The sequence below is a fragment of the Rhizobium phaseoli genome, assembly GCF_001664385.1.
Taxonomy (GTDB): domain Bacteria; phylum Pseudomonadota; class Alphaproteobacteria; order Rhizobiales; family Rhizobiaceae; genus Rhizobium; species Rhizobium phaseoli.
Genome location: NZ_CP013532.1, coordinates 1773501 through 1787116, shown reverse-complemented (window position 1 = coordinate 1787116; position 13616 = coordinate 1773501). Strand labels below are relative to the sequence as shown.

Annotated in this window: 23 protein-coding genes; all 23 read right to left on the bottom strand. The window is 60.2% G+C overall.

What is annotated here, in order from left to right:
- Window positions 1–228: 228 nt before the first annotated feature.
- Window positions 229–705 carry a 50S ribosomal protein L15 gene (gene rplO, locus AMC88_RS08690; protein ID WP_004677630.1) on the bottom strand — a complete coding sequence of 159 codons (477 nt, stop codon included), beginning with the start codon at window positions 703–705 and terminating at the stop codon, window positions 229–231.
- 16 nt (window positions 706–721) lie between these two features.
- Window positions 722–931, bottom strand: a complete 210-nt coding sequence (rpmD, locus tag AMC88_RS08685; RefSeq protein WP_003547566.1) for a 50S ribosomal protein L30 — start codon at window positions 929–931, stop codon at window positions 722–724.
- A 13-nt stretch (window positions 932–944) separates the two neighbouring features.
- Window positions 945–1514 (bottom strand): 30S ribosomal protein S5, encoded by a 570-nt coding sequence (gene rpsE, locus AMC88_RS08680; protein ID WP_003573784.1) that lies wholly within the window; start codon window positions 1512–1514, stop codon window positions 945–947.
- A gap of 133 nt (window positions 1515–1647) precedes the next feature.
- Window positions 1648–2010 carry a 50S ribosomal protein L18 gene (rplR, locus tag AMC88_RS08675; protein WP_004674937.1) on the bottom strand — a complete coding sequence of 121 codons (363 nt, stop codon included), beginning with the start codon at window positions 2008–2010 and terminating at the stop codon, window positions 1648–1650.
- A 12-nt stretch (window positions 2011–2022) separates the two neighbouring features.
- Window positions 2023–2556: a 50S ribosomal protein L6 gene (gene rplF / locus AMC88_RS08670; RefSeq protein WP_004674935.1), complete on the bottom strand. Its 534-nt coding sequence runs from the start codon at window positions 2554–2556 to the stop codon at window positions 2023–2025.
- Between the two features lie 42 nt (window positions 2557–2598).
- The gene (rpsH, locus tag AMC88_RS08665) at window positions 2599–2997 is read right to left on the bottom strand and encodes a 30S ribosomal protein S8 (protein ID WP_004674934.1); all 399 of its coding nucleotides are present in this window, start codon (window positions 2995–2997) and stop codon (window positions 2599–2601) included.
- A 12-nt stretch (window positions 2998–3009) separates the two neighbouring features.
- Window positions 3010–3315 carry a 30S ribosomal protein S14 gene (gene rpsN / locus AMC88_RS08660; RefSeq protein ID WP_003573787.1) on the bottom strand — a complete coding sequence of 102 codons (306 nt, stop codon included), beginning with the start codon at window positions 3313–3315 and terminating at the stop codon, window positions 3010–3012.
- Between the two features lie 32 nt (window positions 3316–3347).
- On the bottom strand, window positions 3348–3905 hold the full coding sequence (gene rplE / locus AMC88_RS08655) for a 50S ribosomal protein L5 (RefSeq protein WP_004674930.1): 558 nt from the start codon (window positions 3903–3905) through the stop codon (window positions 3348–3350).
- Complete coding sequence (gene rplX, locus AMC88_RS08650) at window positions 3898–4206, bottom strand: 50S ribosomal protein L24 (protein ID WP_004674929.1); 309 nt, start codon at window positions 4204–4206, stop codon at window positions 3898–3900. Before rplX ends, rplE begins: the two co-directional genes overlap by 8 nt.
- A gap of 12 nt (window positions 4207–4218) precedes the next feature.
- The gene (gene rplN, locus AMC88_RS08645) at window positions 4219–4587 is read right to left on the bottom strand and encodes a 50S ribosomal protein L14 (protein WP_003573790.1); all 369 of its coding nucleotides are present in this window, start codon (window positions 4585–4587) and stop codon (window positions 4219–4221) included.
- A gap of 263 nt (window positions 4588–4850) precedes the next feature.
- Window positions 4851–5090 (bottom strand): 30S ribosomal protein S17, encoded by a 240-nt coding sequence (gene rpsQ / locus AMC88_RS08640; protein WP_004674926.1) that lies wholly within the window; start codon window positions 5088–5090, stop codon window positions 4851–4853.
- 12 nt (window positions 5091–5102) lie between these two features.
- Window positions 5103–5303 (bottom strand): 50S ribosomal protein L29, encoded by a 201-nt coding sequence (gene rpmC / locus AMC88_RS08635; protein ID WP_004674925.1) that lies wholly within the window; start codon window positions 5301–5303, stop codon window positions 5103–5105.
- Between the two features lie 11 nt (window positions 5304–5314).
- Entirely contained in the window at window positions 5315–5728 is a 414-nt protein-coding gene (rplP, locus tag AMC88_RS08630; RefSeq protein WP_003573792.1) for a 50S ribosomal protein L16, read from the bottom strand.
- A 38-nt stretch (window positions 5729–5766) separates the two neighbouring features.
- The gene (gene rpsC, locus AMC88_RS08625) at window positions 5767–6501 is read right to left on the bottom strand and encodes a 30S ribosomal protein S3 (RefSeq protein WP_003573793.1); all 735 of its coding nucleotides are present in this window, start codon (window positions 6499–6501) and stop codon (window positions 5767–5769) included.
- Complete coding sequence (gene rplV, locus AMC88_RS08620; RefSeq protein ID WP_004674922.1) at window positions 6501–6890, bottom strand: 50S ribosomal protein L22; 390 nt, start codon at window positions 6888–6890, stop codon at window positions 6501–6503. The genes rpsC and rplV overlap by 1 nt, the downstream gene beginning before the upstream one ends.
- Before the next feature lie 2 nt (window positions 6891–6892).
- Window positions 6893–7171 carry a 30S ribosomal protein S19 gene (rpsS, locus tag AMC88_RS08615; RefSeq protein WP_003573797.1) on the bottom strand — a complete coding sequence of 93 codons (279 nt, stop codon included), beginning with the start codon at window positions 7169–7171 and terminating at the stop codon, window positions 6893–6895.
- 15 nt (window positions 7172–7186) lie between these two features.
- Window positions 7187–8023, bottom strand: coding sequence for a 50S ribosomal protein L2 (rplB, locus tag AMC88_RS08610; protein WP_004674919.1), 837 nt, complete (start codon window positions 8021–8023; stop codon window positions 7187–7189).
- A gap of 11 nt (window positions 8024–8034) precedes the next feature.
- Window positions 8035–8328: a 50S ribosomal protein L23 gene (locus AMC88_RS08605; RefSeq protein WP_003547550.1), complete on the bottom strand. Its 294-nt coding sequence runs from the start codon at window positions 8326–8328 to the stop codon at window positions 8035–8037.
- On the bottom strand, window positions 8325–8945 hold the full coding sequence (gene rplD / locus AMC88_RS08600) for a 50S ribosomal protein L4 (RefSeq protein ID WP_012483480.1): 621 nt from the start codon (window positions 8943–8945) through the stop codon (window positions 8325–8327). The genes AMC88_RS08605 and rplD overlap by 4 nt, the downstream gene beginning before the upstream one ends.
- A gap of 13 nt (window positions 8946–8958) precedes the next feature.
- Entirely contained in the window at window positions 8959–9600 is a 642-nt protein-coding gene (gene rplC, locus AMC88_RS08595) for a 50S ribosomal protein L3 (protein ID WP_004674916.1), read from the bottom strand.
- Between the two features lie 33 nt (window positions 9601–9633).
- Window positions 9634–9942: a 30S ribosomal protein S10 gene (gene rpsJ / locus AMC88_RS08590; protein ID WP_003547547.1), complete on the bottom strand. Its 309-nt coding sequence runs from the start codon at window positions 9940–9942 to the stop codon at window positions 9634–9636.
- 304 nt (window positions 9943–10246) lie between these two features.
- On the bottom strand, window positions 10247–11422 hold the full coding sequence (gene tuf, locus AMC88_RS08585; protein ID WP_004669088.1) for an elongation factor Tu: 1176 nt from the start codon (window positions 11420–11422) through the stop codon (window positions 10247–10249).
- Window positions 11423–11490: 68 nt separating this feature from the next.
- Window positions 11491–13590, bottom strand: a complete 2100-nt coding sequence (gene fusA / locus AMC88_RS08580) for an elongation factor G (RefSeq protein WP_004669087.1) — start codon at window positions 13588–13590, stop codon at window positions 11491–11493.
- Between the last annotated feature and the right edge of the window lie 26 nt (window positions 13591–13616).

Here is a 13616-nt window from a genome sequence, read left to right as displayed (position 1 = left end):
TCCGCGCTACCAATTCCGGCCGTCTCTGGGGGACAGGCCGGCCCCGGAATCAGTATGAAAATTATTCAAAACCGGGCTTGGAACGGATTGCAGCGCAACCCCATGCCTCACCCTTGTTTCCAGTCTTACCGGCAGGACGCGGGCGCGCCAGCCAACATTTTGTGAGGCCCACATATGGGAGCAAAATCGCCCGGTGTGAAGCACCCCGGGCGACATATCATCAGATTATTATTCGGCTGCGGCAGGAGCCGAGAGCAGGGTCACGCTACCGCCGGCCTTTTCGATCTTCTCGACGGCAGGCTTGGAAGCGCCTGCGACGACGATGGTGATCTTGGCCTTGAGCTCGCCGTCGGCGAGAACGCGGACGCCGTCCTTGGCGCGGCGGATGACGCCGGCAGCCTTGAGAGCAGCTGCGTCAACCGTGGCCTTCGCATCGAGTTTGCCGGCATCGATCGCGGCCTGGATGCGGGCGAGCGACACGACGACGAAGTCGGAAGCGAAGATGTTGTTGAAGCCCCGCTTCGGCAGGCGACGATAGATCGGCATCTGGCCGCCTTCGAAGCCGTTGATGGCGACGCCGGAACGGGACTTCTGACCCTTCACACCGCGACCACCGGTCTTGCCCGAGCCCGAGCCGATACCGCGGCCGAGGCGCTTGCGGCTGTGGGTCGAGCCTTCGTTGTCCTTGATTTCATTGAGTTTCATGAGCGTTTCCTCCGTCTCACTTCTCGTCGACGACGCGAACGAGATGCTGGACAGCACGGATCATGCCACGAACCGAAGGAGTATCCTCCAGCGTGCGGCGACGGTGCATCTTGTTCAGTCCGAGACCGATCAGCGTGCGCTGCTGGACGTCCGGACGGCGAATCGGGCTGCCGATCTGTTCGATCGTGACAGTCTTCGCTTCAGCCTTCTTGGTAGCCTTGGCCATTGGTCAGCTCCTCTTATTCTTCAGAGGCGTTGCCGGAGGCGCTACGACGAGCCTGCAGCGTTGCATACTTGATGCCGCGCTGAGCTGCGATGTCCTTCGGGTGAACTTGGTGCTTCAGAGCGTCGAAGGTGGCGCGAACCATGTTGTAGGGGTTCGACGAACCGGTCGACTTGGCGACGACGTCGTGCATGCCGAGCGTTTCGAAAACGGCGCGCATCGGACCGCCGGCGATGATGCCGGTACCGACCTTGGCCGAGCGCAGCAGAACCTTGCCGGCGCCGTGGCGGCCATGAACGTCGTGATGCAGCGTACGGCCGTCACGCAGCGGTACGAAGATCAGTTCGCGCTTGGCGGCTTCGGTGGCCTTGCGGATGGCTTCCGGCACTTCGCGTGCCTTGCCATGGCCGAAGCCGACGCGGCCCTTCTGGTCGCCGACGACGACGAGTGCTGCGAAACCAAAACGACGGCCGCCCTTGACGACCTTGGCGACGCGGTTGATCGCGACAAGCTTGTCGACGAATTCGCTATCGCGCTCTTCACGGCTCTGGCGGTCTTCCCGCTGCGGCCTTCTTTCCTGTGCCATTGTCCTCTTCCTTTTTCTTTTCCGGGTGCAATCGGCAAACAAATGGGGACCGCATCAGCCTCCCCTTTCTTGAGGAGTGCCTTGCGATCCGGCGAAAATCCGGCCGGCGCAACAGCGTCCGGCCGGAAACTGATCAGAAGGTGAGACCGCCTTCGCGGGCCGCTTCGGCGAGAGCCTTGATGCGGCCATGATAGATGAAGGCGCCGCGGTCGAACACGACTTCCGACACGCCGGCCTTGGAGGCGCGCTCGGCGACGAGCTTGCCCACTGCAGCAGCGGCGGCGGTATCGGCACCGGTCTTCAGAGAACCGCGCAGATCCTTCTCGAGGGTGGAGGCGGACGCAAGCGTCTTGCCGGCCACATCATCGATGATCTGGGCATAGATGTTCTTCGAGGAGCGATGAACCGACAGGCGCGGACGGCCATTGGCCACCGACTTGATATGACGGCGCACGCGGTTGGCACGACGTGCAAGTGCTTCTTTCCTGCTAGCCATTTCGCGTGATCCTTACTTCTTCTTGCCTTCTTTGCGGACGATCCGCTCGTCGGCATACTTGACGCCCTTGCCCTTGTAGGGCTCGGGACCGCGATATTCGCGGATTTCGGCGGCAACCTGGCCGACCTGCTGCTTGTTGATACCGCTGACGACGATTTCCGTCGGCTTCGGAACAGCAATCGTGATGCCGACCGGCGGTTCATAGACCACGTCGTGGCTGAAACCGAGGGCCAGTTGCAGGTTCTTGCCCTGCATGGCGGCGCGATAACCGACGCCGTTGATTTCAAGCTTGCGCTCGAAACCGTCCTTGACGCCCTTGAAGATACCTTCGATCATCGTGCGGGACATGCCCCACTTCGACCGTGCATTCTTGGACTGGTTCAGCGGCGTCACGACGACCGCGTTATCTTCGAGCTTGAGGCTGATTTCGTCGTTAGCGACGAAAAACAGCTCGCCCTTCGGGCCCTTTGCAGTAACCTTCTGGCCATCGACCGTAGCCGTGATCCCAGCAGGCACCTGAACGGGCTTTTTACCGATACGAGACATGTTTCAATCCTGTCTGTTCGCTATGGAGATCCCTGCCCGATCTTAGAAGACCGAGCAAAGAACCTCGCCACCAACGTTCTGTTCGCGAGCCTGGTGATCGGCCATCACGCCCTTCGGAGTCGAAAGGATGGTGATGCCGAGACCGTTCGCGACCTGCGGAATGGACTTGACCGAGACATAAACCCGGCGGCCCGGCTTGGACACACGGCCGATCTCACGGATCACCGATGCGCCTTCATAGTACTTCAGCTCGATGTTGAGCTCCGACTTGCCGTTGCCGAAATCGACGACGGAATAGCCACGGATGTAGCCTTCGGACTGCAGGACATCGAGAACACGCGCACGGAGCTTGGACGCAGGCGTCGAGACCGACGACTTGCGGCGGGAAGCGCCGTTACGGATACGGGTGAGCATATCGCCCAACGGATCAGTCATTGTCATCTAACCTGCTCCTTACCAGCTCGACTTGACGATGCCCGGCACCTTGCCGAGATTGCCGAGTTCACGCAGCGCAATACGCGACATGCGCAGTTTGCGGTAATATGCGCGCGGACGCCCCGAAACTTCGCAACGGTTGCGAATGCGGGTCTTCGATCCATCACGCGGCAGGGATGCCAGCTTGATCGAGGCCTTGAACCGCTCTTCGATCGGAAGAGCCTGGTTCATGATGATCGCCTTCAACGCAGCCCGCTTAGCGGCCTGGTTGGCGACCGTAGTACGGCGGCGCTTGTTCTTTTCAACTGCGCTTGTCTTCGCCATGTCAGGTTCCTTTTCTACGCTCGTCGTTACGGTTATTGACGGAACGGGAAGCTGAACTCTTTCAGGAGAGCCCGTGCTTCGTCGTCGGTCGTCGCCGTCGTGCAAACGATGATGTCCATGCCCCACATCTGATCAACCTTGTCGTAGTTGATCTCAGGGAACACAATGTGCTCCTTGATGCCCATGGCGAAGTTGCCACGGCCGTCAAAGCTCTTCGGGTTCAGACCGCGGAAGTCGCGAACGCGCGGGAGCGCGATGTTGACCAGACGATCCAGGAACTCGTACATGCGGGCGCCGCGCAGGGTGACCTTCGCGCCGATCGGCATGTTTTCGCGGACCTTGAAGCCTGCGATAGAGTTGCGTGCGCGGGTGATGACCGGCTTCTGACCGGCGATCGCTGCGAGGTCGGCGGCAGCAACCGTCGGCTTCTTCGAATCAGCGGTCGCTTCACCGACGCCCATGTTGATGACGATCTTGTCGAGCTTCGGAATCATCATCTCGTTGGCGTAGGAGAACTTCTCCTGCATCGCCTTGCGGATGCGCTCGACATATTCCTTCTTGAGCCGCGGCTCGTATTTTGCCTCAGCCATCGATCACTTCTCCAGAACGCTTGGCCACGCGGACCTTCTTGCCGTCAACGACCTTGAAACCGACGCGGGTCGGCTTGCCGTCCTTGTCGACGATTGCAATGTTGGACAGGTGAACCGGGGCTTCCTTGTTGATGATGCCGGCTTCCTGGGTCTGCGTCTGGCGCTGGTGGCGCTTCACGACGTTGACGCCACGGACGACCGCACGATCTTCCTTCGGCATGACCTGAACGACTTCGCCGGTACGGCCCTTGTCCTTGCCAGCGAGCATGACGACCTTGTCGCCTTTACGAATCTTCTGCATCGCTTCCGCTCCTTACAGTACTTCGGGAGCCAGCGAGATGATCTTCATGTGGTTCTTGGCGCGAAGTTCGCGCGGAACCGGTCCGAAGATACGGGTGCCGATCGGCTCTTTCTTGTTGTCGATGAGGACTGCTGCGTTGGTGTCGAAGCGGATGACCGAGCCATCCGGACGACGGATGTCCTTGGCGGTGCGAACGACAACCGCCTTCATCACGTCACCCTTCTTCACGCGGCCGCGCGGGATCGCTTCCTTGATCGAAACGACGATGACGTCGCCGATCGAGGCATACTTGCGCTTCGAGCCGCCCAGCACCTTGATGCACATGACACGACGTGCGCCGGAATTATCCGCGACGTCGAGGTTTGTTTGCATCTGAATCATATCAGGTCGCCTTCTTGGTTTACCGGAATGGTTGGGCCTGGGCCCCCTACTCCGGCTTATGAAAATGTTCGCCGGCCAACCTGCCGTTAAGGCAAGCAGGAACGCGGCAATAGCTGAATAGCGCGGGGTCGATCGTGCCAGGGTGGTTTCCCGAACGGGACCTTCCGTGCGCTCAAAGCAAAAGAACGCCCGGCATTCGAGCGTTCTGACGCTGCTTCATACAGATATTTCGGCGAGACGCAAGGCCTCGCGCAAAATTCTGTTTACTTGCCCTGGGCGGCGATCACCGTCCAGCGCTTGTCCTTGGAGATCGGCGCGCATTCCTCGATGGATACGGTATCGCCGATCTTGTACTGGTTGTTTTCGTCGTGGGCCTTGTACTTCTTGGAACGACGAACGGTCTTCTGGAGCAGCGGGTGAGCGAAACGACGCTCGACGCGAACCACTACCGTCTTCTCGTTCTTGTCGCCAACGACGACGCCCTGCAGGATGCGCTTCGGCATGTTTTTCTTCCTTTAGGCCTTAACTTCTGCCGCCTTCTGGCGGGCAATGGTTTTCACGCGGGCGATGTCCTTGCGGACTTCGTTGATGCGCGAGGACTTTTCGAGCTGGCCGGTCGCCTTCTGGAAGCGCAGGTTGAACTGCTCCTTCTTCAGCTTGGCAAGCTCGTCCTTGAGTTGGTCGGCGGTCAACGCGCGAACATCTGAGGCTTTCATGAGCTCAATCCTTACTCTGCAATGCGCTGTACGAAGCGCGTCTTGACCGAGAGCTTGGCAGAGCCGAGACGAAGCGCCTCACGGGCGATCTCTTCGCTGACGCCGTCGATCTCGAACATCATACGACCGGGCTTGACCTTGCATGCCCAGTACTCAACCGAGCCCTTACCTTTACCCATGCGGACTTCGGTCGGCTTTGCGGTTACCGGAACGTCCGGGAACACGCGGATCCATACACGGCCGGCGCGCTTCATGTAACGCGTGATCGCGCGGCGGGCCGCTTCGATCTCGCGTGCGTTGACGCGGTTGGGCTCCTGAGCCTTCAGGCCGAATTCGCCGAAGGCCAGGTCAGAACCGCCCTTGGCGACGCCCTTGATGCGGCCCTTGAACTGCTTGCGGTACTTAGTACGCTTTGGCTGCAACATTTTCTTACTTCTCCGAGCTTATCTTTCGCCAGCGCTAATTACGCGTTGTCGCGTTCGCGGCGACGATCGCCACGGTCGCGTTCGCGGCTTGCCGGACCCTGTGCGTCGCCTTCCAGCGCGCGACGTTCGGAAGCCATCGGATCGTGCTCAAGGATTTCGCCCTTGAAGATCCAGACCTTGATGCCGCAGATACCGAATGCGGTTTCTGCTTCTGCCGTGCCGTAGTCGATGTCGGCGCGCAGCGTGTGCAGCGGAACGCGACCTTCACGGTACCATTCCGTACGGGCGATTTCCGCACCGCCGAGACGGCCGGCGCAGGTGATCTTGATGCCTTCGGCGCCAAGACGCATCGCGGACTGAACGGCGCGCTTCATGGCGCGACGGAAAGCCACGCGGCGCTCGAGCTGCTGGGCGATCGACTGAGCGACCAGCGTTGCGTCGACTTCCGGCTTGCGCACTTCAACGATGTTGAGGTGCGTTTCCGAGTTGGTCATATCAGACAGCTTCTTGCGGAGCTTGTCGATGTCGGCGCCCTTGCGGCCGATGATCAGGCCCGGACGAGCCGAATGGATCGTGACGCGGCACTTCTTGTGCGGACGCTCGATGACCACCTTGGAGATCCCGGCCTGCTTCAGTTCGCTCATGACGAACTTGCGCATTTTCAGGTCTTCGTGCAGCAGCTGGCCGTACTCGGCATTGTCCGCGAACCAGCGGCTATCCCAGGTACGATTGATGCCGAGACGGAAACCGATCGGATTAATTTTCTGACCCATTATGCGGCCTCCTCTGCTGCCTGCACTTCACGAACGACGATCGTCAGGTGCGCGAAGGGCTTTTCGATGCGCGACGCGCGACCGCGGCCACGAGCGTGGAAGCGCTTCATGACGATCGACTTGCCGACATAGGCCTCGGCGACGACGAGCGCGTCGACGTCGAGATCGTGGTTGTTCTCGGCGTTGGCGATCGCAGATTCGAGCGTCTTCTTGACGGCGCCTGCGATGCGCTTGCGGGAGAACTCCAGCTCAGCGAGTGCACGCTCGACCTTCTTGCCGCGGATGGCCGCAGCAACCAGGTTGAGCTTCTGGGGGCTGACGCGGAGCGTGCGGGCGACTGCTTGCGCCTCGTTGTCCTTCAGCCGGCGTTCGGCTTTTGCCTTGCCCATTGTTACTTCCTCTTCGCCTTCTTGTCCGCGCCGTGACCGTAGTAGGTGCGGGTCGGAGAGAATTCACCGAATTTGTGGCCGACCATGTCTTCATTGACGCTGACCGGGATATGCTTGCTGCCGTTGTAGACGCCGAAGGTAAGACCGACGAACTGCGGCAGGATCGTGGAGCGACGGCTCCAGATCTTGATCACTTCTGCACGTCCGCCTTCACGAACCTTCTCAGCCTTCTTGAGAAGATAGCCGTCAACGAACGGACCTTTCCATACTGAACGAGCCATTGGAGACTTCCTCTCTTACTTCTTACGCTGATGACGCGAGCGCATGATCATCTTGTCGGTCGACTTGTTCGACCGGGTGCGCTTGCCCTTGGTCGGCTTGCCCCACGGGGTCACCGGATGGCGACCACCGGAGGTGCGGCCTTCACCACCGCCGTGCGGATGGTCGACCGGGTTCATGACAACACCGCGGTTATGCGGACGCTTGCCGCGCCAGACGGTACGACCGGCCTTGCCGTCGTTGATGTTGGCGTGATCAGGGTTGGAGACGGCGCCGATCGAAGCAAGGCAGATGCCGCTGACGAGACGCTGTTCACCGGAGTTCAGGCGAAGGATCGCCATGCCCTGGTCACGACCGACGAGCTGCGCGTAGGAACCGGCCGAGCGAGCGATCTGACCGCCCTTGCCCGGCTTCATTTCCACATTGTGGATGATGGAGCCGACCGGGATGTACTGCAGCGGCATGGTGTTGCCGGGCTTGACGTCGACAGCCTTTTCCGAAGCGATGACCTTGTCGCCGGCAGCAAGACGCTGCGGAGCGATGATGTAGGCCTGCTCGCCGTCGGCATAGCTCACCAGCGCGATGAACGCCGTGCGGTTCGGGTCGTATTCGATACGCTCGACCGTGCCTTCGACATCGAACTTGCGACGCTTGAAGTCGACCAGACGGTAGCTGCGCTTGTGACCGCCGCCGATGAAGCGGGCAGTGATGCGGCCGAGGTTGTTACGACCGCCGCTCTTGGTCAGACCTTCCGTCAGCGCCTTGACCGGCTTGCCCTTGTAGAGCGAGGAGCGGTCCACGATGACCAGCTGACGCTGGCTCGGGGTCGTCGGATTGAATGTTTTCAATGCCATTTTCTTATTCCTCAGAGACCGGTGGAGACGTCGATCGTCTGGCCTTCAGCCAGCGTCACGACAGCCTTCTTCACGTCCTTCTGCTTGCCGACAAAACCGCGGAACCGCTTGGTCTTGCCCTTGCGCAGCAGAGTGTTGACGGCCGTGACCTTGACGCCGAACAGCGCCTCGACCGCAGCCTTGATTTCCGGCTTCGTCGCCTGCTTGGCGACATTGAAAACAACCTGGTTGTTTTCGGATACCAGCGTGGACTTTTCGGTGATCGCCGGGGAGACGATCACATCGTAGTGGCGGAGATCGGTCACTTGAATCGCTCCTCTAGCGCTTCAACCGCAGCCTTGGAAAGCACGAGCTTGCCGCGGCGCACGATGTCGTAAACGTTGATGCCCTGGATCGGCAGAACATCGATGTTCGGGATGTTCTGAGCAGCGAGCTTGAAGTTGCCGTCAAGCTCTGCGCCGCCGATGAAGAGGGCGTTGGTCAGGCCGAGCGTCTCGAAAGCGGACGCGAGAGCCTTGGTCTTGGCTTCGGTGGCGACCAGGTTGTCGATGACGATGACGTCATCAGCCTTGATCTTGGCCGAAAGGGCGTGGCGAAGGCCAAGCGCGCGAACCTTCTTCGGAAGGTCGTGCTCGTGGCTGCGAACAACAGGGCCGTGGGCCTTGCCGCCGCCGCGGAACTGCGGAGCGCGAGCCGAATGGTGGCGGGCGCGGCCCGTACCCTTCTGCTTGTACATCTTGGCGCCGGTGCGCGAAACTTCAGCGCGGCCCTTTGCCTTGTGCGTGCCCTGCTGCTTCTTGGCAAGCTGCCAGCGGATGACGCGGGCGAGAATGTCTTCGCGGGGCTCGAGGCCGAAAATCGCGTCCGAAAGGGAAACCTTCCCGGCGTCTTTTCCCTCGAGGGTCTTGACGTTCAATTCCATTGATCTGGCTCCCTTACTTCGCGGCCGACTTGACGGCGTCACGCACGATGATCCAGGCACCCTTGGAACCGGGAACAGCACCCTTGATCAGGATCAGACCACGATCTTCGTCGGTCGAAACCACTTCCAGGTTCTGCGTCGTGACGCGCGTCTGGCCCATGTGACCAGCCATCTTCTTGTTCTTGAAAACCTTGCCCGGATCCTGGCGCGAGCCGGTCGAACCGTGCGAGCGGTGCGAAACCGACACACCGTGCGTGGCGCGCAGACCGCCGAAACCGTGGCGCTTCATGGCGCCGGCAAAACCCTTACCGATCGTCGTGCCCGTCACGTCGACGAGCTGACCGGCGGCAAAGTGACCCGCCTTGAGCTCGGTGCCGATCTCGAGCAGATTGTCTTCCGACACGCGGAATTCTGCGAGCTTGGCCTTCGGCTCGACGTTGGCAACGGCAAAGTTGCCGCGCATCGCCTTCGACGTGTTCTTCACCTTCGCCTGGCCTGCACCGAGCTGAACTGCGGTATAGCCATTCTTTTCGACAGTGCGCGTGGCCACGACCTGGCAGCCGTCCATACGCAGTACCGTTACCGGGACATGCTCGCCGGCGTCGTTATAGACGCGGGTCATTCCCACCTTCTGTGCAATCACACCTGAACGCATCGGTTCAATCCTTCCAACTCAGCTCGAGCAAGCTCAGAGCTTGATCTCAACATCGACACCGGCGGCGAGATCGAGCTTCATCAGCGCGTCCACCGTCTGCGGGGTCGGGTCTACGATGTCGAGAAGGCGCTTGTGCGTGCGCATCTCGAACTGTTCGCGGCTCTTCTTGTCGATGTGCGGGGACCGGTTGACCGTAAACTTCTCGATGCGGGTCGGAAGCGGAACGGGGCCCCGGACGCTTGCACCGGTGCGCTTCGCCGTCGACACGATCTCGCGCGTAGAAGCATCGAGAATCCGGTGATCGAACGCCTTCAGGCGAATGCGGATATTTTGGCCGTTCATTCGACGTTATCCTTGTGTTTGTTTTCCGCATGTCTCTTAACAAGACACGGGTTGTTCTTTCTTCCTAAGGCGGACCACCGGTTTCAAAGATCGAGAGGGCGCCGATAACGGTCCCTATCCAGTCTTCAGGGCCTTCTAGCCCACCTTAATTGGTTGTTTAGTCACCGCTTCGTCATCCAAAGCAGTACGCAAATCGCGCTCGCGCGCCATTTGCTACATTTCTGTGTAATAAGCAAGCGGCTTGCGCCGCCTGCTTCATAATAATGTCATCGAATCGGCCGCCCCGCCGGAGCGGCCGAAGGAATTACTCGACGATCGATGCGACGATACCGGCGCCGACGGTGCGGCCGCCTTCGCGGATCGCGAAGCGCAGCTTTTCTTCCATCGCGATCGGAACGATCAGCTCGACGGCAACCGTGACGTTGTCGCCCGGCATGACCATTTCCGTGCCTTCCGGCAGCGTGACGATGCCGGTCACGTCCGTCGTGCGGAAGTAGAACTGCGGACGGTAGTTGGTGAAGAACGGCGTATGACGGCCGCCCTCTTCCTTCGTCAGGATGTAGGCTTCTGCCATGAACTTCTTGTGCGGCTTGACCGAACCCGGCTTGCACAGGATCTGGCCACGCTCGACGCCGTCACGGTTCACACCGCGAACCAGTGCACCGATGTTGTCGCCGGCCTGGCCCTGGTCGAGCAGCTTGCGGAACATTTCAACGCCGGTCACCGTCGTCTTCGAGGTCGGGCGGATGCCGACGATCTCGACTTCTTCGCCAACCTTGACAATGCCACGCTCGACGCGGCCGGTCACAACCGTGCCGCGGCCGGAGATCGAGAACACGTCTTCGATCGGCATCAGGAACGGCTGGTCGATCGGACGCTCAGGCGTCGGGATGTAGGAGTCGACCGCGGCCATCAGCTCGCGGATCGCGTCTTCGCCGATCTTCTTGTCAGAATCTTCAAGAGCGGCAAGCGCCGAACCCTTGACAACAGGAATGTCGTCGCCCGGGAAGTCGTAGGACGACAGCAGTTCGCGAACTTCGAGCTCAACCAGCTCGAGCAGTTCGGCGTCGTCAACCTGGTCGACCTTGTTGAGGAACACGACAATCGCCGGAACGCCGACCTGGCGGGCGAGCAGGATGTGTTCGCGCGTCTGCGGCATCGGGCCGTCAGCAGCCGAGCACACCAGGATCGCGCCGTCCATCTGGGCAGCACCGGTGATCATGTTCTTGACGTAGTCGGCATGGCCGGGGCAGTCGACGTGCGCGTAGTGGCGGTTCGGCGTCTCGTATTCGACGTGCGCCGTCGAGATCGTGATGCCGCGCGCCTTCTCTTCCGGAGCCGCGTCGATCTGGTCGTACGCCTTGAACTCACCGAAGTACTTCGTGATCGCTGCCGTCAGAGACGTCTTGCCGTGGTCAACGTGGCCGATCGTGCCAATGTTGACGTGCGGCTTGTTGCGCTCAAACTTACTCTTTGCCATTTTCGGCTCTCCGTTTTGCTAGTCCCCGAGGGGATCTAATTCTTGTTATCGGTCAATTGGTATTCCGGTCACTTCTGACCGGAATACTTTGCCTGGATTTCGGTTGCGACGTTCGACGGGACCGGCGCATAGTGATCGAAGGTCATCGTGTACTGAGCGCGGCCCTGCGACATGGAGCGCAGGTTGTCGACGTACTTGAACATGTTCGCCAGCGGAACATTGGCGCTGATGACGACAGCGATACCGCGGGTTTCCTGACCCTGGATCTGGCCACGGCGGGAGTTGAGGTCGCCGATAACGTCGCCGACGTAATCTTCCGGGGTGACGACTTCGACCTTCATCATCGGCTCGAGGAGCTGAGCACCGGCCTTCTTGGCTGCTTCACGGAAGCAGGCGCGGGAAGCGATTTCGAACGCCAGAACCGACGAGTCGACGTCGTGGAAGGCACCGTCGATGAGCGTCGCCTTGACGCCGAGCATCGGGAAGCCAGCGAGCGGACCCGAAGACAGAACGCTTTCGATACCCTTTTGAACGCCCGGGATGTATTCCTTCGGAACAGAACCACCGACGATCTTGGACTCGAACTTGAAATCTTCGCCTTCCGGGTTCGGTTCGAAGATGATCTTGACGCGGGCGAACTGGCCGGTACCACCGGTCTGCTTCTTGTGCGTGTAGTCTTCTTCGGTCTGGCGCGTGATGGTTTCGCGGTAAGCAACCTGCGGCGCGCCGACGTTTGCTTCAACCTTGAACTCGCGGCGCATGCGGTCGACGATGATGTCGAGGTGCAGTTCGCCCATGCCGGCAATGATCGTCTGACCGGATTCCTGATCCGTCTTCACGCGGAAGGACGGGTCTTCGGCCGCCAGGCGGTTGAGCGCGAGGCCCATCTTTTCCTGGTCGCCCTTGGACTTCGGCTCGATGGCGATCTGAATGACCGGCTCGGGGAATTCCATGCGCTCGAGGATAACCGGCTTCAGCGGATCGCAGAGCGTATCGCCAGTGGTGGTTTCCTTGAGGCCGGCGAGAGCAACGATGTCGCCCGCAAAGGCTTCTTCGATGTCTTCACGCGAGTTCGAGTGCATCTGCAGCATACGGCCGACGCGCTCGCGCTTGTCCTTGACCGTGTTCAGAACCGACGAACCCTTTTCGAGCTTGCCGGAGTAGATGCGTGCGAAGGTGAGCGAACCGACGAAGGGGTCGTTCATGATCTTGAACGCCAGCATCGAAAGCGGCTCGGCGTCATCTGCATGACGCTCGATGTCGGCTTCGGTCTTGAAGTCGATGCCCTTGATCGCCGGAATGTCGAGCGGCGACGGCAGGTAGTCGACAACGGCGTCGAGCAGCGGCTGAACGCCCTTGTTCTTGAAGGCGGTGCCGCAGAACATCGGATGGAACTTGACGTCGATCGTGCCGCGACGAACGAGCTCGCGGATCTTGTCGTTGTCGGGCATGTTGCCTTCGAGGTAGGCTTCCATCGCAGCTTCGTCGATCTCCACAACCGTCTCGATCAGCTTTTCGCGATATTCTTCAGCCTTGGCCTTCAGATCTTCCGGGATTTCGACGACATCCCACTGGGCGCCGAGCGATTCATCGCGCCAGATCAGAGCGTTCATCTCGACGAGGTCGATAACGCCCTTGAAATCGCTTTCGGCGCCGATCGGCAGCTGCATGACGACGGCGGTCGCACCAAGACGGGTCTTGATCATCTCGACGGAGCGGTAGAAGTCAGCGCCGGTCTTGTCCATCTTGTTGCAGAAGATCATGCGCGGAACATTGTACTTCTCAGCCTGACGCCAGACGGTTTCCGTCTGCGGCTCTACGCCGGCGTTGGCATCGAGAAGAGCAATCGCACCGTCGAGAACGCGCAGCGAACGCTCGACTTCGATGGTGAAGTCGACGTGGCCGGGAGTGTCGATGATGTTGAAGCGGCGCATCTTGCCGTCACGGCCCTTCCAGAAGGTCGTGGTGGCAGCAGAGGTGATGGTGATGCCACGCTCCTGCTCCTGCTCCATCCAGTCCATGGTGGCTGCACCGTCGTGGACTTCGCCGATCTTGTGCGACTTGCCGGTGTAATAAAGGATACGCTCGGTGGTCGTGGTCTTGCCGGCGTCGATATGCGCCATGATACCGAAATTGCGGTAGTCTTCGATCTTATATTCGCGAGCCATTGTGGACTGCCTTTCGATACCGTTCG